We start from the raw sequence: 17,998 nt of genomic DNA, 5'->3' as shown, positions 1-17,998 counted from the left end.
GAGTACACGGGAGAGTATAGATAAGGTATCAAAGATATCACATAAGTTGATTATCCGAGACTTTGAGTTATCATCTATTTCGTTTAAAATAGATAGAAGGAACGTAAAGAATTAAAAAGATCCTCCGATTATTTAAAATAAATATGATAAAATTAAATAAATAACAGCCATTATGATCACGGTGACCGTAATGGCTGTTTTCTTTGTTTGCAGTTACATGTATTTGTCAATGACAGCACGGACAGCTCCCTTGCCGGCGATCATTTCACGGAAAAGTTCTTCGATCTTGTTTCCGACACCATTTTCATAAAGATTCGTAAAGAAGATGGTCTCATTAGAAAGAACAGGTTTCAGCTGATCCTTTAAGGTCTCGGGCTTTCCGATCTCAATGTCCTTTAAGATCTCTGTCATTTCTCCGGCCAGAGGATCTGGAGCCAGGGTATAGGGATTGCCCTGATCGTCGATGCCCATCATGTAGCGGAGCCAGCCGGCGATGCCAAGAGGAATGGCGATCAGCTGCCCGGCACTGCCATATTTTGCGGTGTAGGCTTTAATCGTTTCGCCAAAGCGGACGCCTAATCCCTGGGATTCGTCGGTGCAAAGCCGGATGTTGGTGTCCAGCAGATATTCATTGACAAAGCGAAGCTGGAACAATTCGTCCGCAAATGCTTTCGGATTGATGATCTCCGGGTCCGGAGCCATGGGAAGGCTTTCGTCATAAGCCACCATTTTTCCAAGCTTCATAAGTTTCGGATCGTTGTTGATCATGTTGGCAAAATATTCTTCGCCAAGAAGTACGCCGAAAGGTCCGACAGCGGAGTGGACCGGGTTCAAAAGAGCGGTCACTTTCATCCGTTCTGACTTATTAACGGTGTCGCGGCTTCCAAGATAGACGCCTTTTCCTTTCTCAAGAGCGGGACGTCCGTTGGGGAAATTGTCTTCGATCACCAGGTACTGGGGATCTTCGCCGTTGATGAACGGTGCGATATAGGTACGCTTGGAGGTCTCGAGGGGTTCCATGTTCTCGAGTCCCAGAGCGGACAGGTCGGCGGCGATCTCCGGATTGGGGCGGGGAGTGATCTTGTCGATCATGGTCCAGGGGAAGGAAACGGTGGCTTCATCGCTGACGTAAGAAAGGAAACCATCTTCCACATATCCCTTTTTCTGCCATTCTTCTGCCATGGTTATGACGGAACGCCGCAGAAGACTTCCATTTTTCGAACAGTTATCCATAGATACCAGAGCGAGCGGTGTTTTACCGTTTTTGTACCGCTCCAGAAGCATGGCTGTCACAACACCCATGGCGCCGGTGACCTTGTCGGGTCCGTTATCAATATCAGCCTGTACGTATGGGAAATAAGTTCCGGCTGAATTGGTCAGTGCGTAACCTTTTTCCGTGATCGTGAAGGAGACAAGCTGGAGAGAAGGAGCGGAAAAGATTTCTTTTAACCGCGCCCAGAGCGCCGGGTCCGAACTTTGGGCCTTGAGGGCTTCGCCGAAAGATCCAAGGACCTTGCAGTCTTTTGTGCCGTCGTTATTCAGGATCACGCTTAAGCCCAGATTGTCGAAGGGGTGATAGATCTTGTCTACAACATCGTAATCAAAGGTTTCCACACAGGTGAGGGCAGTGTCCAGATCTCCGCTTTCCAGCAGGCCGTCGGCAATACCGCCGATGAAAATACGGAAAATATTTCCGATGCCGAAATGAGCCCACCGGGGAGCTTTTTTTGCCTGTTCGGCCGCTGCTTTCACATCATATCCGGGAAGAACGATGCCGGCCGCTTCCCACTCTGATCTGTTTTTGATTCCGTTTAGTGAAAGTTTCATGTTGCGCCTCCTTTTTTAAAATAAATTTGCTTTTATCATATCACGAAATGTAATATTTTTGTAACAAAATTTCGTGTATATTTTGACAATCGATATGGCGTATGATAAACTGATATAAGCGAAATTATAATTAAATACGAAGAAAAGAAGAAAATATATTTTTGAGGTGAGAGATTTGGATAAATATGAATATCGGGTAAAAACAGAACAAATGCTGGAGTACATGGAGAACAAGGACTACCAGAAAGCCATGGAGATCGCTGACACGATCGACTGGCGCAGAGTGAAAAGTTCTTCTATGCTGAATACGGTCAGCGAGATCTATGAATATAACGGGGAGTATCAGAAGAGCAGGGATATCCTGTTTGTCGCATTTGACAGATCGCCGGGCAGCAGAAAGATCGTATACCGGCTGGGAATGCTTGCGCTGAAGATCAATGATCCGGAGGAGGCGTCCGACTGCTACGAGGAATTTGTAAAGCTGGCGCCGAGAGACCCGAATCAGTACATATTAAAATATAAGATCCTCAGAGCACAGGGAGCGCCGCTTACCGAGCAGATCGCCGCGCTGGAAGAGTTTAAGAAGGCGGAGTATGTAGAAAAGTGGGCGTATGAGCTGGCAGAGCGTTATCATGAGGCGGGAATGACCGCAGAGTGTCTGGAAGAATGTGACGATCTGATCCTCTGGTTCAGTGAAGGAAAGTATGTCTACAAGGCGATGGAGCTGAAGATGAAGTATAAACCGCTGACACCGCTGCAGCAGGAGAAGTATGACAGCAGACCGGGCGCGGCAAAGAAGGCTCCGGAAGAGCCGGCAGAAGAACCGGTAGAAGAGACTGTGGAAGAGGCTGTAGAAGAGACAGTAGAAGCGGCAGAAGTTCCGGCGGAGGCAGAAGAAGAGTCTGTAGAAACAGAGGAAGCAGAAGAAGAGTCTGCAGAAGAGATTGAGGAAGAAGAAGCTGAAGAAGAGCATGCAGAAGAGACCGAGGAAGACGAGGCTGAAGAAGAGCCGGAGAAAGAGAAGCACTCGGCGATCACCCAGGTGGTAAAGGGAGCGACTCTGGAGGAGGCTCTTGCAACTGGAATGGCTCTTGCAAGCGGCATTCATATTGAGAAAGAGGCAATGGAAAAGAAAGAGGAAGACCTGCGCGCAACCAGCCAGATGCGGATTGATGATATCCTTCAGGAATGGGAAGAAAAGCAGAAGGAGCACGCAGAGGCGATTGAAGAGCAGAAGGCAAAGGATGAAGAGCGCCTTCAGAAAGAGCGGGAAGAAGCGATGCGCCGCCAGGAGGAAGAGCGCAGAGAAGTAGAGCGCAAAGCGGCTGAGGCAGAAGCTGCAAGGAAGGCTGCGGAAGAAGAAGCTGCAAGAAAGGCAGCCGAGGAAGAAGCTGCAAGGAAGGCTGCGGAAGAAGAGGCAGCAAGAAAGGCAGCCGAGGAAGAAGCTGCAAGAAAAGCAGCGGAAGAAGCAGAAAAAGAAGAACTTCTGGAAAATGCATTTGCAGAAGGAAAGACCCAGCGCATTCCGGACGATCTGGTAAGACTGGTGGCCGAGATGGAGCAGGGATCAGAAGACGAAGCAGAAGAAGAGGAAGAACTCGAAGAAGCGGACTTTGATGATTTTGACTTTGAAGATGACTTTGAAGAGGAGTTCGAAGACGAAGCGTCCGAAGAGGATTTTGACGAGGAAGACTTTGACGAGGAAGATTTCGAGGAAGAGGATTTCGACGAAGAAGAGCTGGAAGAGGATTCTGACGTAGACGACTTTGAGGAAGACGACTTCGAGGAAGACTTCGACGAGGAAGATTTCGACGAGGAAGATTTCGACGAGGAAGATTTCGACGAAGAGGACTTCGACGAAGAAGACTTTGATGAAGAAGACTTCGATGAAGAGGACTTCGATGAAGAGGACTTCGATGAAGAGGACTTCGACGAGGAAGACTTCGATGAGGAAGACTTCGACGAGGAAGACTTCGAGGAAGAGGACTTCGACGAAGAAGAGCCGGAAGAAGAATTCGATGTAGAAGCACTGGAGATTGAAGAACCTTCTGAGGAAGAGATCCAGGAAAGAATTAAGAAGTCCAAAGGCAGCGGGGTTCCGTTTGATACCGGATTTGTGGTAACCGGAAGATATGACCTGAGCGCGACCAGCGAGATTGGTCTGAAGGCAGGACTTACAGAGGAACAGAAGAAACTCTTCTCTTACTTTGTTCCGGTCAGAGGTATGAGCGAACAGATCGTTGAGGTTCTGGATAATGACAGAAGAGCGCAAAGAGAAGGAACTTCCAAGACAGGCAACCTTCTGGTAGTGGGACGCAAAGGTTCCGGTAAGACAGTTCTGGCGGTAGATATTGTAAAAGCGATCCAGAAGCAGAGAAACTTAAAGCAGGGCAAGGTTGCGATCGTGACCGGCGAGTCTCTGAATAAGAAGGAACTGACGAATATCATCCAGAAACTGCGGGGCGGCGCCATCATTATTGAGAAGGCGGGCAAGCTGAATTCCAGAACCATTAAGGAACTGAATTACCTGATGGAGAAGAAGACCGGCGAGCTCCTGTTTGTGCTGGAGGATCAGAGAAAACCGCTGGAGCGTATGCTGGCCATCAGTCCGGAGTTCAAGAAGAAATTTACTTCCAAACTGGAACTGCCGGTATTTATCAATGATGAACTGGTAACCTTCGGGCAGACTTATGCGAAGGAAAACGGATATAAGCTGGATGAGATGGGAATCCTGGCTCTGTACAGCCGGATCGATGTTATGCAGAGAGAAGATCATGCCGTATCTGTCGCAGAAGTCAAGGAGATCATGGATGAAGCCATCGATCATTCCCAGAAAGCCAATGTAAAGCATCTTGCAAGGCGTGTATTTAAGAAGGGAACAGACGATTCAGACAGAATTATCCTGAAAGAGGAAGATTTTAAGATTTAATAAAAAAATTAAGAGTTTTGACAGATAGATTTGTCAAAACTCTTTTTTTTTTCGGCCATCTAAAGTATAATATGCATATATTAGGACAGAAATGCGGGGGTTCGGTATGGCAAAAAAGAGAAAGAAAGCATATGAAGTAGGAGAACTGGATCAGTATCTCTTCGGACAGGGAAACCATTATGAGATTTATAAAAAGCTGGGTGCCCATATCGTAAAAAACGGAAAGACAGAGGGCGTGTATTTTGCCGTCTGGGCGCCAAATGCCAGGAGTGTTTCCGTAGTGGGAGAATTCAATGACTGGGATACCCAGGCAAACCCGATGGAGCGGGAAGAGCCGCTTGGGATCTATACCTGCTTTATCCCTGGGATCAAACAGTTCGATATGTATAAATATTGTATCGAGACTTATAAGGGAGATCTGATCTTCAAGGCGGATCCGTTTGCCTTCCATGCGGAACTGCGTCCGGGTACGGCGTCAAAGGTTTACGATCTGTCTCAGATCAAATGGTCGGACGCGGCCTGGATGGAGAAGCGGAAAAACTGGGATCACAAGAAGGAGCCGATGTCTATTTACGAGGCGCATATCGGTTCCTGGAAACGCCATCCCGGAAGGGAAGACGAAGGATTCTATACGTACCGGGAGTTCGCGAAAGATGCGGTTGATTATATGAAATATATGGGATACACCCATATCGAGCTGATCGGGATCGCGGAGCATCCGTTCGACGGTTCCTGGGGCTATCAGGTGACAGGGTATTTTGCGCCCACATCCCGGTATGGAACGCCGGAGGATTTTGCCTGGATGGTCAATTATTTCCACAGAAATAAGATCGGCGTGATCCTGGACTGGGTACCGGCGCATTTCCCGAGAGACGCCCACGGGCTTGCGGATTTTGACGGGACGCCTACATTTGAATATCAGGATCCCAGAAAAGGAGAGCATCCGGACTGGGGAACAAAGATATTTGATTATGGAAAAAATGAAGTGCGTAATTTCCTGATCTCCAATGCGCTGTACTGGGTGGAAGAGTTCCACGTAGACGGACTGCGTGTAGATGCGGTGGCATCCATGCTTTATCTGGATTACGGGAAGCAGGATGGCCAGTGGGTAGCGAATAAATACGGCGGTAATAAGAATCTGGAAGCCATTGATTTCTTTAAGCATCTTAATTCCGTGCTGCTGGGAAGAAATCCGGGCGCGCTGATGATCGCAGAGGAGTCTACGGCGTGGCCGATGGTGACAGGTCCGGTAGAAGAAGACGGACTTGGCTTCAGCCTGAAGTGGAATATGGGATGGATGCATGACTTTACGGAATACATGAAGCTGGATCCCTATTTCCGCAAGGATAACCATAACCTGATGACATTTGCCATGAGTTATGCCTACAGCGAGAATTACATCCTGGTATTGTCTCATGATGAGGTGGTGCATCTGAAATGTTCCATGCTCAATAAGATGCCGGGACTTGGCTTTGATAAATATGCCAACCTGAAGGTGGGCTATGCGTTTATGATCGGTCATGTGGGCAAGAAGCTGCTCTTTATGGGACAGGAATTTGCCCAGCTTAGAGAGTGGAGTGAAGAAAGGGAGCTGGACTGGTTCCTGCTGGCGGAAAAAGAGCATCAGGCAGTTCAGAACTGGTTCCGGGATCTGCTGCATCTCTATAAGAAAAATAAGGCATTATATGAGATGGACGATTCCTGGGAAGGCTTTGAGTGGATCAATGCGGATGACCGCTACCGCAGCATTTTCAGTTTCATGAGACACTCCAAAGACGGTAAGAAGAACCTGTTATTTGTCTGCAACTTCACACCTATGGAGTGGGCGGACTACCGTGTGGGAGTTCCCAGAAGAAAGCAGTACAAGCTGATTCTGGACAGTGATGAGGAGCAGTACGGCGGTAATGGAAGAAAGAAACAGCCGGTTTACAAAGCGGTAAAACAGGAATGTGACGGAAGACCGTATTCCTTCGCGTATCCGCTGTCTCCGTATGGAGTTGCTGTCTTTGAATTTTAGCTGATTGACTTGCTGATAAGATGGAATAAATAAGGAAGAAAGAGAGCGTATGCATTCGACATACGCTCTCTTTCTTAGTATGGATCGTTTTCGTTTTTTCTGTTAGTTGACCGCCTGGGTATCTGCATTTTCATTTACAGAATTGTCGGTAAGACCGCTGTCGGAAGGAGCAGCGCCCTGTCCGATGCCGTCTGCTGCGGTTCCGTCGGAAGCTTCTGCGCTGTCCGGAGTATCTGTGCTTTCAGAGGTGTTATCGTCCATGGTCTGGGCGTCCTCTGTGGTCTCTTCTGTGGTGTCTCCGGTAGTTTCCTCTGCTGCGTCTTCTGTGGTATCAGCCGGAGTTTCTCCTTCCGTGGAAGTATCCTCCTCGCTGTCATCGCCGCCGCCAAAGAGATTCTCAAAGAAGTTTACAATACTGTCCCAGAAACCGCCGCCTTCTTCTTCGGTGGAAGGATCTGTGCTGTCAGAGCTGTCAGAACCGCCCAGTGTGCTGTCGGTTACCACATCGCTTCCGAGGATGTCATCTTTGGTGTCATTGATGATTCCTCCGACCGTGTCGCCGCCAAAGAATCCGGTGATGGAATCCCAGAGGTTGGAGAAGAATCCGCCGCTTTCGCCGTTTAAGTTATCCAGTGTCTCTTTTAATGCTTTGACATCATAGTCATACTGGGAAATATTTTCCATCAGAGAAGTGATCTTATTCATCTGATCTTCTGTCAGTGTGATGTTGTAAGTCTTTGCGGCTTCTGTCACTGCATCCTGGATCTCGGACGGATCGGTAAGACCGTCTCCGATGACCTGTTCTTTGACGTCGTTCATGATGCCGGTGGCAGCCTCGTCGCCGACTGCGTCTGCCAGTTCTCCGGTGGTTACCAGCTCTTCTGTGGCAGCAGCCTTCTGTCCCTCGTCCAGAGTCTCGCCGCTGGCGGTCTCGTATGCCATCATGATCCCGGTCAGCGCTCCGGTTCCGGATACAGCGATCGGGGATGCCGCAACCACGTTGCAGTTCTCCACGCCGGAGGTGGTCAGTGTGCTTGCGATCATGGAACTGGTTACATAGGTCAGATTGGCAACTTTCACCTGGATGCCCCCATCGGAAGTAGGTTCTACATAAGAGCAGCTGTAGGTTCTGGTACCGATCTGTTCTTCAGATGCGATGCCTTCCATATATTTGCGCTCGTCTGCGTTGGTGACTTCGATGGTCTCCACCTGATCGGCGGAAGTCCCAAAATACTCATACATGGACGTTTTCTGCTCCTGCGTCAGATTCGCGCCCAGAGTTACAACATTGGAGCTGTCAGCCTGTACGGCAAGCGGAAGCGATGCGGTACAAAGCGCAGCAGCCATAATTACCGGAAGTGTCCTTTTCATTTTTTTCATATGCATGGTGTGATCACCAGGCCCCCTTTTCCTTAATAATTTATACTTGGTTTACTTTTGACCCACATATCATAACATATCTGCCTGTAAATGCAAATAAAAACTATATGAACTATTTCTGAAGATTTTCTTTATTTCCGCCTGAAAAAGCCCCTGTCAGAGGGCGGTTTTGTGCATCCCGGGTGCAGGATGCGGCAGACTTCCCGCATGGAAGAGGCAAAGCGGCGGGTAAGCTGGCGAAGAAACGGGTTTCTGCGCATGGTCTGCTTCCTTTCTGACCTTAGCTTTTGATACAGTATATGCAGGCACGGCGGAATTATCCTTCGGATCCGGAAGGACTCTTTCGTGCGATCAGTTTACAGATGGCGTTGCCGGCGGCGGAAAACTTTTCTTCGTATTCTGTCATGATGTTTCCCTGATTCATTCCGGCGTCCCGGTGCAGGTCGTAAGTCAGGCCGTCCAGAGTGAAGAAGGGGGATTCCCGGACCTCTTCTTCGGAGAAGTCAAAGAGGGGACGGTTGTCTGTCTTGAATTCCACCGTTCCGCCGGGTGGCAGTACTTTGGCATAAAGACTGAGAAACTCCCGGGAAGTGAGGCGCCTTCTTGCATGTCTGGCTTTTGGCCAGGGATCGGAAAAGTTGAGATAGATTTTTTCGATCTCGCCCGGGGCAAAGACTTCCGGCAGCTCTCTTGCGTCCATGCAGAGAAAACGGATATTGGAAGGAGCTCCCTTGGGGCTTTCTGAAAGAAGCTGGAACTTTTCCACTGCCCGCAGCAAAACGCTGGAGTACCGTTCGATGCCGATGTAATTGATATCTGGATTCCGTTCGGCCAGAGTCAGAAGGAACTGTCCCTTGCCCATTCCGATCTCGATGTGGACAGGGTTCTGGTTCTGGAAGAGTTCGTGCCATCTGCTTTTCTGTCCGGCGGGATTTTTAACAACTTCTTTACACGCTTCAAGCACGCCTTCGGCGCGCGGGATATTTCTAAGGCGCATAGCATTTCCTCCTTAAATACAGGCGTTTTTATACGCTGTATAGTTTATAGTTTTGCGGAAGAAAAGTCAATGCAGGATCTGTCCGGGAAGGGAGAGAGAAAATTGTCTGGAAATTTCGCAAAATAAAGTGTATTATTTAGATATGTTAGAAAACGGAAACGGGGGACTGACTATGGAATCTATCGTGGAAAAACTAGCAGAAATTGAAAAAACTGCTGAGAGCATCGTGGAACATGCGCAGGCCCGGAAAACAGAAGTAGAGCGGGAAATCCAGGCAAAGAGGGATGATTTTGACCGGGAGCTGGATGCTTATACAAAGGCGGAACTGGAAAAGATCCGGACGCAGGCGGAAGCGCAGATGGATCAGGTCCTGGAAGAGCAGCGGATCCAAAACCGGTCAGAGATCGAGCGCCTGAATGCGGAGTACGAAAAAAACCATACGCAGTATGCCAGAGAGATCCTGAAAAAGATCACAGAGGAGTAGCCTATGGGAAATGTGATGACATACAGCGGGATCACCGTAAAGATCCGGGCGATGCAGGCAAAGCTCCTGAAAGACGGGGACTACGAACAGATCGCATCTATGCGGAGCGTCCCGGAGGTGACGGAATTTCTGAAGGAAAAGCCGGCGTACGAAAAGTATCTGGAGGAGATGGACAGTACGCTTTACCACCGGGGAAATGTGGAGAAGATCCTGTACCAGTCTCTGTTCGATGATTACAGCAGGATCTTCCGTTTCGGCGGCCCGCAGCAGAAGCAGTTTCTGAAAACCTACTGGAAACGCTACGAGGTGGATGTGATCAATTACTGTCTGCGGATTGTCTTTAATCATTATCAGATCCCGTTTGATCTGGATTATAAAAAAGAATATTTTGACCGGTATTCCCAGATCTCCATCGATGCGCTGGTGGCCTCAAAAAATGTAGAAGAGTTGGTGGATAATCTTGCGGGGACGGAATATTACGAACCGCTTAAGAAGATCCGGGAGATGGAGACGGCCACGCTGTTTGACTATGATATGGCGCTGGAGCTTTATTATTTCACCACGCTGTGGAAGCGGCAGAAAAGGCTTTTGAAGGGAAAAGAGCTGAAGCTTTATGCCAGGGACTGCGGGACTAAGATCGATCTTTTGAATCTGCAGTGGGTCTACCGGGCAAAGAAGTATTACCACATGCTGCCGCCGGATATTTACTCTCTTACGATCCCGATCCATTACCGGTTGAGTGTAAAGGAGTATAAAACGCTGGTGGAAACGCCCAGCCTGGAGGAATTCCTGCGGCAGGCGGAGAATACCTGGTATGCCAGGAAATATGATTTCGGAGACGGCAGGACTATGGAGCAGACTTATAAGGACTGCCTGAGACATCTGTATCTTGCGGACAGACGGCAGAACCCGTACTCAGTGGCGTCGATCTATACCTACCTTTATTTAAAGGAAGAAGAGATCGATAAACTGACAACGGCACTGGAATGTATCCGCTATGGTCTGCCAAGAAGTGAAACGCTGGCGTACATGGGAGGTGTGAAGCAATGATCGTAAAAATGAAATTCCTGAGCATCAGCGGTCCAAGGAGCGATATTGACCGGGTCTGCGAGGTCTATCTCTCCAGGCACGAGATGCAGCTGGAAAATGCTATCGCCGAGCTGAAAACGACGGAAAATCTGCTTCCTTTTGTGGAAGTGAATCCATATAGAGAACCTTTGAATAAAGCGGAAGAATTTATGGCGCTTTTGCCGGATCCGGTGGTGGAGCCGGACCTTACCATGGATCAGGACGCCATGATCAGTATGATCCGGGATCTGAACCATCAGTATCTGGAACTGGTGGAGCGGAAGGAACGGCTGAAAAAGCATGTGGATGAGCTGACGGAGAAGCTGAATGTGCTGGAGCCTTTCCGGCCTCTGGAAGTGAATCTCCATGACGTGATGAGTTACCGCTATATGCGGGTCCGTTTTGGAAGGATCAATGCGGATTATTACCGCAGGCTGGAAAAATATCTGTATGAAGATCTGAACGCCATTTTCCTGGAAGGCGTGCGGAATGAAAATTATGTATATGGGTGTTATTTTGTGGCGAACGCGGACGCAGGCAAGACGGACGCGATCTTCCATTCCCTGCATTTTGAGAAGATCTCTTTGTCGCGGGAATATATCGGAACGCCGGCCCAGGCCTGCGAAAGCCTCCAGCAGGATATCGACCACGCAGCTGATCAGATCCGGGGCGTGGAAGGGATGATAGAAGAACTGCTTCAGAGCCGCGCGCCGCAGTTAAAGGGGGCGCAGAGAAGGCTGGAGGAGCTGGCCGGCAATTTTGATGTGCGCAAGATGGCGGCAAGAATGGAAGACGAAGAGGATAAAGAAGATTATTATATTATCTGCGGATGGATGGGCGAAGAGGATGTAGAGGCATTCTTAAAAGAGACGGAAAAAGACGACAAGGTTCTGGTGGTGGTGGAAGAAGACCGGGAAAAATATTTCGGCGAACCGCCGACCAAGCTGGAAAATCCCAGGTTTTTCAAACCTTTTGAAATGTTCGTCAAGATGTACGGGATGCCGGCGCATAATGAGATGGATCCCACGGTTTTCGTGGCGATCACCTACACCTTTATCTTTGGAGCCATGTTCGGAGATGTGGGCCAGGGATTCTGCCTGTTTGCCATCGGAGGGCTTTTGTATCTGATCAAAAAGATCAATCTGGCAGGGATCATTTCCATTGCAGGACTTTTCTCAATGCTGTTCGGGTTCCTGTTTGGCAGTGTATTCGGATTTGAAGATGTGATCCCGGCGCTGTGGCTCCGCCCGGTGTCAGCCATGACCTCCCTGCCGTTTATCGGACAGCTGAATACGGTGTTCGTGGTGGCTATCGCTTTCGGAATGGCGTTGAACCTGCTGGCGATGCTTTTCCAGATCATCAATGCGCTGCGGGCGCATGACACAGAGAACGCTTGGTTTTCCAATAACGGCGTGGCGGGATTTGTATTTTATGGATTTCTGGTCCTGACAGTGGTGCTGTATATGAGCGGCCACAAAACGCCTGGAAATATTATGATCGCGGTCTTTCTGGGAATCCCGGTTCTGATCTTCCTGTTCAAAGAACCGCTGACAAATCTGGTGAAGCACAATCACAAAAAGATAGAAGAGGGCAAGGTGATGTTCTTTGTACAGGGATTTTTTGAACTGTTCGAGACAATGTTAAGCTACTTCTCCAACACCCTTTCCTATGTGCGTATCGGCGCGTTCGCGGTCAGCCATGCGGCCATTATGGAAGTGGTGCTGATGCTGTCCGGCGCGTCGGAAGGGGATCCCAACTGGCTGGTGGTTGTGCTCGGAAATGTGATCGTATGTCTTCTGGAAGGACTGATCGTAGGCATCCAGGTGCTTCGTCTGGAATATTACGAGATGTTCAGCCGGTTTTATAAAGGAAGCGGAAGAGAATTCCGGCCATTTAACAGTCATAAAAAGAAGTAAGGTTTTAGGATAAGGAGGAGATGGAACATGACATTAACAGTAAAATTATTACTCATTGCCGCTCTGGTCTTAAGCATCATCATTCCGTTCGGCTATTTCCTGATCGGGGAGAAAAATAAAAAGCGTTATAAACGGGCGGTCGGCGCCAATGTATTTTTCTTCTTTGGTGCATTTGTGATCGCAGGGATCATGCTGTTTGGCGGCATGCCGGCCGAGGCGGCGGAAGGCGCGGCCGAGACGGCTGGAAATGCGGCGGGATTCGGATACCTGGCGGCGGCCCTGTCTACAGGATTGTCCTGTGTGGGCGGCGGTATCGCCGTAGCCAGCGCAGCCAGCGCGGCCCTTGGAGCTATCAGCGAGGACCCGGGCGCGCTTGGTAAATCTCTGATCTTTGTAGGTCTTGCGGAAGGTGTGTGTCTGTACGGACTGATCATCTCCTTCATGATCCTGGGACAGTTATAGGATGAAGATGTATCTGATCAGTGATAATGTAGATACCCTGACAGGAATGCGGCTGGCCGGAGTGGACGGCGTGGTGGTGCATGAGCGCCAGGAACTGAAGACTGCCATCGAGTCGGCCATGAATGATCCTACCGTGGGGATTATCCTTTTAACGGAGAAATTCGGCCGGGAATTTCCGGATCTGATCAACGAGATCAAGCTGGAAAGAACGATGCCGCTGCTGATAGAGATTCCTGACCGGCATGGGACCGGGCGAAAGAAAGACTTTATCACTGCATATGTAAATGAGGCCATCGGATTGAAATTATAGATAAAGAAGGTGACATGCTTGACGATAGAAGAAAAGATGTTTCATCTGCAGACTGCCGCAATGGAAGAGGCCAGGGCGGAAGGGAACGCTCTGATAAGACAGCACGAAGAGGCACTGAACAGTGTATTTTCGCAGCACTGTGAGGAGGCCAGACGCCAGTCCGAGACCCGGATCAAGGCCGAAAAGGTAAGCGCCGCGCAGCAGCTTAATATGGCGTCTTCCAAGGCACAGCTGGAATTAAAAAGAGAGCTTTCCGGGACACAGGCCCGGTTGAAGCAGCAGCTGTTTGAGGAAGTGGAAACCCTGCTGCAGGACTATATGAAAACAGAAGAATACCGGCATCTGCTGGTGCATTATATCGAAAAGGCGGCTTCTTTTGCGGACGGGGAGGAGATGACGATCTACATCAATCCCTCGGACGCGGATAAAAAGGAGTATCTGGAGGAGCATACCGGCATGCGGGTAACGGTTAGCAAGGAAGACTTTAAAGGGGGGATCCGGGCCGTATTAAGGCAGCGGAATATCCTGATCGACCACGCATTTAAAGGCGCGCTGGAGAGGGAGTATCAGCAATTCCTGTTCCGGGGAGGTGTAGAGGGTGCATAGTGTAAAGATTGGAAAAATATATGGCATCAATGGCCCTGTCGTCTACCTGAAGGGAAAGACAGATTTTAAGATGTCGGAAATGGTGTATGTGGGAAATGAAAAGCTGGTGGGTGAGGTCATTTCTCTGGATAAAGAAATGACGACGATCCAGGTCTATGAGGAGACCGGCGGCCTGAAGCCCGGAGAGATGGTAGAAGGCTCGGACGCCGCTGTGTCTGTGACACTGGCTCCCGGCATCCTGAACAATATTTTTGATGGAATTGAGAGACCTCTGGAGCGGATTGCCGACACGGGCGGAGCATTTATTACCCGGGGTGTCAGTGTGGATTCCCTGGACATGGACCGGCTGTGGGAGACGCATATTACGGTCGCGCCGGGAGAGATGGTTCACGGGGGCACAGTGATCGCAGAGGTTCCGGAGACCCGGGCAATCGTCCATAAGTGCATGGTGCCGCCGGATCTGGAGGGAACCGTAGTGTCTGTGAAGCCGGATGGGAATTATCGGATCTCGGATCCGCTGGTGACGATAGCGCTTGCGGATGGTACGCAAAAAGAACTGCCTATGATGCAGCGCTGGCCGATCCGTGTGGCAAGGCCTGTGCACCAGAGATATCCGGCCAGTGTGCCTTTAATCACAGGGCAGCGGATCCTGGATACCATGTTCCCCATTGCCAAGGGAGGGACGGCGGCTATCCCTGGAGGTTTTGGAACAGGAAAAACCATGACCCAGCATCAGATCGCGAAATGGTCAGATGCGGATATTATTATTTACATTGGATGCGGAGAGCGCGGCAATGAGATGACGCAGGTTCTGGAGGAGTTCGGCGAACTGGTGGATCCAAGGAACGGCAATCCTTTGATGGACCGGACCACGCTGATCGCAAATACCTCCAATATGCCGGTGGCGGCCAGAGAAGCGTCGATCTACACGGGGCTTACGCTGGCGGAGTATTACCGGGATATGGGATATGACGTGGCGATCATGGCGGATTCCACGTCCCGCTGGGCAGAGGCCTTAAGGGAACTGTCCGGGCGTCTGGAGGAGATGCCTGCAGAGGAAGGCTTCCCTGCGTATCTGGCTTCCCGGCTGTCTGCTTTCTATGAGCGGGCCGGCATGATGCAGAACTTAAATGGAACGACCGGTTCGGTATCGATCATCGGGGCGGTGTCGCCTCAGGGCGGCGATTTCTCTGAGCCGGTGACGATGAATACCAAGCGGTTTGTCCGGTGCTTCTGGGGACTGGATAAATCCCTGGCTTATTCCAGACATTTTCCGGCGATCCACTGGCTGAGCAGTTACAGTGAGTATCTGGTAGACTTAAGTGGCTGGTATACGGACTATGTGTCGCCGAAATTTGTGGATTACAGAAACCGTCTGATGGCCCTTCTGAACCAGGAGAGCAGTCTGATGGAGATCGTAAAGCTGATTGGCGCGGATGTGCTTCCGGATGACCAGAAGCTGGTGCTGGAGATCGCGCGGGTGATCCGGCTTGGATTTTTGCAGCAGAATGCATTTCATAAGGATGATACCTGCGTTTCTCTGGAAAAGCAGTTTAAGATGATGGATGTGATCCTGTATCTTTATAAAAAGAGCCGGGATCTGGTAGCTATGGGGATGCCGATGTCTGTACTGAAGGCCGAAGGCATTTACGAAAAAGTGATCGCAGTGAAGTACGATGTGCCCAATGACAATCTGCAGCTGCTGGATCTTTATAAACGGGAGATTGACGAGTTTTACAACCGCGTGATAGAGAAGAACGCATAAGAATAAAGGAGGGACACGGGCGGCATGGCAATTGAATATTTGGGACTGAGCAGTGTCAATGGCCCGCTGGTGGTTCTGGAGGGTCTGCAGGACGCATTTTATGATGAGATCGTAGAATTTACGGTGGAAGGAAATATACGGAAGATGGGGCGTATCATCGAATTGAATGAGGACAAGGCGGTGATACAGGTGTTTGAGGGGACGCAGGACATGTCTCTTCAGAATACCCATACCAGGCTGACCGGGCGTCCCATGGAGGTGGAAGTGTCTCCGGATATGCTGGGGAGAACCTTTAACGGGATCGGCATTCCGGTGGACGGACTGGGACCGATCGGCTCCGGAGACCGCAGAGACGTGAACGGTCTGCCGTTAAATCCGGTGCGGCGGGAATACCCAAGGAACTATATCCGGACTGGAATCTCGGCGATCGACGGTTTGACGACACTGATCCGGGGACAGAAACTGCCGATCTTCTCGGGAAATGGACTGCCCCACGATCAGCTGGCTGCCCAGATCGTGAAACAGGCGTCGCTGGGAGACGGGGGAAGCGAGGAATTTGGCGTCGTGTTTGCCGCAATGGGCGTGAAGCATGATGTGGCGGAATTCTTCCGGAAGACGTTTGAAGAAAGCGGCGTATCGGATCATGTGTGCATGTTTTTGAATCTGGCAAATGATCCTGTGGTGGAGAGGTTGATCACTCCAAAGGTTGCGCTGACTGTGGCAGAATATCTGGCATTTGAAAGAAATATGCATATTTTGGTGATCCTTACGGATATGACTTCTTTTGCAGAGGCGATGCGCGAGGTGTCCTCATCAAAAGGCGAGATCCCTTCCAGAAAGGGGTATCCGGGGTACCTGTACAGTGAACTTGCCACCATTTATGAACGGGCGGGGATCGTGGAGACGGCCAGCGGCTCGGTGACGCAGCTGCCGATCCTGACCATGCCAAACGATGATATTACCCATCCGATCCCGGATCTGACGGGGTATATCACAGAGGGGCAGGTAGTGCTTGACCGGTCATTGCACGGGCAGGCGATCTACCCGCCGATCAGTATCCTGCCGTCGCTGTCCCGTCTGATGAAGGACGGGATCGGGGAAGGGTATACCAGGGAAGATCACCAGGATCTGGCGAATCAGTTGTTTTCGGCGTACGCGAAGGTGGGCGAGGCCAGAAATCTGGCGTCAGTCATCGGCGAGGATGAGCTGTCGCCGATCGATAAGCAGTATCTGAAATTTGGCGAGGCCTTCGAGAGCCGTTATATCGGGCAGGGGCCGAAAGAGAACCGGACCATACAGGAGACGCTGGATCTGGGATGGGAACTGCTGGGGATGCTGCCCAGAGAAGAACTGGACCGGATTGATACGAAGCTGATCGAAAAATACTATCCACGTGAAGCAGACTAGCCGTCCAGCCGGACGTAAGGAATACTTGTATTCCGTTACGTCCGGCTGGATGGCTGGGAGCGACGTGACTGAGCGGCCGGGGAGGCCGCGAGGTCCACGGCGTAGGGCTGCTTCACGTGGATGGATGTGGGGATAGCGAAGGCCACAAGGCATGCTTGCATGTACTTGTGGCCGGTTGGACGGCTGGGAGCGACGTGACTGAGCGGCCGGGGAGGCCGCGAGGTCCACGACGTAGGGCTGCTTCACGTGGATGGATGTGAGGCAGGACAGATTTAGGAAAGGAGGCGGCATATGGATCCAAGAGAATTTCCGACAAAAGGCAATCTGATGCTTGCGAAAAATTCGCTGGCATTAGCGCATCAGGGATATGAACTGATGGATAAAAAAAGGAATATTCTGCTAAAAGAGTTAATGGGGCTGATTGATGAGGCAAAAGAAATCCAGGAGCAGATTGACAGCACATTTACGAAGGCATATGCCTGCCTTCAGCGGGCAAATATTGAGCACGGCATCAGCCGGGTGCAGGAACTGGCATTTACCGTGCCCATTGAAGATTCCATCCGCATCCAGACGCGCAGTATCATGGGAACAGAAATCCCGCATGTGAAATACGATGACAGGCAGAATGATCTGACATATTCATTTGGAACAACCCATGAGTCGATTGATATAGCAAGGGAAGCGTTCCGGGAAGTAAAAGAACTGACTATCAAATTGTCTGAAGTGGAGAATTCAGCGTACCGCCTGGCAACAAATATCAAAAAGACACAAAAACGGGCGAATGCCTTAAAAAATATAACGATTCCAATGTATAGCAATCTGGTGTACAC

At 50.1% G+C, this 17,998-nt stretch carries 14 protein-coding genes; 11 read left to right on the top strand and 3 right to left on the bottom strand.

Translation table 11 applies throughout. The features are described 5' to 3' along the window. Positions 1-213: 213 nt before the first annotated feature. The gene (locus H6A13_RS10540) at positions 214-1,827 is read right to left on the bottom strand and encodes a mannitol dehydrogenase family protein (RefSeq protein ID WP_204909535.1); all 1,614 of its coding nucleotides are present in this window, start codon (positions 1,825-1,827) and stop codon (positions 214-216) included. 175 nt (positions 1,828-2,002) lie between these two features. Here H6A13_RS10540 and H6A13_RS10535 point away from each other — a divergent pair, with 175 nt between their 5' ends. Both H6A13_RS10535 and glgB read left to right on the top strand, forming a co-directional pair. Then, positions 2,003-4,756, top strand: a complete 2,754-nt coding sequence (locus tag H6A13_RS10535; RefSeq protein WP_420827231.1) for a hypothetical protein — start codon at positions 2,003-2,005, stop codon at positions 4,754-4,756. 106 nt (positions 4,757-4,862) lie between these two features. Continuing rightward, entirely contained in the window at positions 4,863-6,773 is a 1,911-nt protein-coding gene (gene glgB, locus H6A13_RS10530) for a 1,4-alpha-glucan branching protein GlgB (protein WP_204909534.1), read from the top strand. Positions 6,774-6,875: 102 nt separating this feature from the next. Here glgB and H6A13_RS10525 read toward each other — a convergent pair whose 3' ends face one another. Both H6A13_RS10525 and trmB read right to left on the bottom strand, forming a co-directional pair. Beyond that, positions 6,876-8,159, bottom strand: coding sequence for a DUF1002 domain-containing protein (locus tag H6A13_RS10525; RefSeq protein WP_243424783.1), 1,284 nt, complete (start codon positions 8,157-8,159; stop codon positions 6,876-6,878). 310 nt (positions 8,160-8,469) lie between these two features. Then, the gene (trmB, locus tag H6A13_RS10520; protein WP_204909533.1) at positions 8,470-9,150 is read right to left on the bottom strand and encodes a tRNA (guanosine(46)-N7)-methyltransferase TrmB; all 681 of its coding nucleotides are present in this window, start codon (positions 9,148-9,150) and stop codon (positions 8,470-8,472) included. A 172-nt stretch (positions 9,151-9,322) separates the two neighbouring features. Between trmB and H6A13_RS10515 the strand changes: the two genes are divergently transcribed. From H6A13_RS10515 to H6A13_RS10475, 9 genes are all read left to right on the top strand, one after another. Beyond that, a complete protein-coding gene (locus H6A13_RS10515) occupies positions 9,323-9,634 on the top strand; it encodes a hypothetical protein (RefSeq protein WP_204909532.1) in 312 nt (103 codons plus the stop codon). Between the two features lie 3 nt (positions 9,635-9,637). Next, positions 9,638-10,684 (top strand): V0D/AC39 family V-type ATPase subunit, encoded by a 1,047-nt coding sequence (locus H6A13_RS10510; RefSeq protein WP_204909531.1) that lies wholly within the window; start codon positions 9,638-9,640, stop codon positions 10,682-10,684. Continuing rightward, positions 10,681-12,618 carry a V-type ATP synthase subunit I gene (locus tag H6A13_RS10505; RefSeq protein ID WP_204909530.1) on the top strand — a complete coding sequence of 646 codons (1,938 nt, stop codon included), beginning with the start codon at positions 10,681-10,683 and terminating at the stop codon, positions 12,616-12,618. The genes H6A13_RS10510 and H6A13_RS10505 overlap by 4 nt, the downstream gene beginning before the upstream one ends. 27 nt (positions 12,619-12,645) lie before the next feature. After that, a complete protein-coding gene (locus tag H6A13_RS10500) occupies positions 12,646-13,080 on the top strand; it encodes an ATP synthase subunit C (protein WP_204909529.1) in 435 nt (144 codons plus the stop codon). Position 13,081: 1 nt separating this feature from the next. Beyond that, a complete protein-coding gene (locus H6A13_RS10495) occupies positions 13,082-13,390 on the top strand; it encodes a V-type ATP synthase subunit F (protein ID WP_204909528.1) in 309 nt (102 codons plus the stop codon). 18 nt (positions 13,391-13,408) lie between these two features. Beyond that, positions 13,409-13,996: a V-type ATP synthase subunit E gene (locus H6A13_RS10490; RefSeq protein ID WP_243416432.1), complete on the top strand. Its 588-nt coding sequence runs from the start codon at positions 13,409-13,411 to the stop codon at positions 13,994-13,996. Next, entirely contained in the window at positions 13,989-15,761 is a 1,773-nt protein-coding gene (locus H6A13_RS10485) for a V-type ATP synthase subunit A (protein WP_204909527.1), read from the top strand. The genes H6A13_RS10490 and H6A13_RS10485 overlap by 8 nt, the downstream gene beginning before the upstream one ends. A 24-nt stretch (positions 15,762-15,785) precedes the next feature. Continuing rightward, complete coding sequence (locus tag H6A13_RS10480; protein WP_204909526.1) at positions 15,786-17,168, top strand: V-type ATP synthase subunit B; 1,383 nt, start codon at positions 15,786-15,788, stop codon at positions 17,166-17,168. Between the two features lie 291 nt (positions 17,169-17,459). After that, positions 17,460-17,998, top strand: a 539-nt coding sequence (locus H6A13_RS10475; protein ID WP_204909525.1) for a V-type ATP synthase subunit D, incomplete at its 3' end; no start/stop codon positions are given.

This window comes from Mordavella massiliensis (genome assembly GCF_016902415.1).
Classification (GTDB): Bacteria; Bacillota; Clostridia; order Lachnospirales; family Lachnospiraceae; genus Merdimonas; species Merdimonas faecigallinarum.
This window is presented reverse-complemented; position numbering and strand designations above follow the sequence as displayed.

Coding starts and splice junctions, on each gene's coding strand:
- H6A13_RS10540 (WP_204909535.1), bottom strand. CDS start 1,827: ATGAAACTTTCACTAAACGGAATCAAAAACAGATCAGAGTGGGAAGCG.
- glgB (WP_204909534.1), top strand. CDS start 4,863: ATGGCAAAAAAGAGAAAGAAAGCATATGAAGTAGGAGAACTGGATCAG.
- H6A13_RS10525 (WP_243424783.1), bottom strand. CDS start 8,159: ATGCATATGAAAAAAATGAAAAGGACACTTCCGGTAATTATGGCTGCT.
- trmB (WP_204909533.1), bottom strand. CDS start 9,150: ATGCGCCTTAGAAATATCCCGCGCGCCGAAGGCGTGCTTGAAGCGTGT.
- H6A13_RS10515 (WP_204909532.1), top strand. CDS start 9,323: ATGGAATCTATCGTGGAAAAACTAGCAGAAATTGAAAAAACTGCTGAG.
- H6A13_RS10510 (WP_204909531.1), top strand. CDS start 9,638: ATGGGAAATGTGATGACATACAGCGGGATCACCGTAAAGATCCGGGCG.
- H6A13_RS10505 (WP_204909530.1), top strand. CDS start 10,681: ATGATCGTAAAAATGAAATTCCTGAGCATCAGCGGTCCAAGGAGCGAT.
- H6A13_RS10500 (WP_204909529.1), top strand. CDS start 12,646: ATGACATTAACAGTAAAATTATTACTCATTGCCGCTCTGGTCTTAAGC.
- H6A13_RS10495 (WP_204909528.1), top strand. CDS start 13,082: ATGAAGATGTATCTGATCAGTGATAATGTAGATACCCTGACAGGAATG.
- H6A13_RS10480 (WP_204909526.1), top strand. CDS start 15,786: ATGGCAATTGAATATTTGGGACTGAGCAGTGTCAATGGCCCGCTGGTG.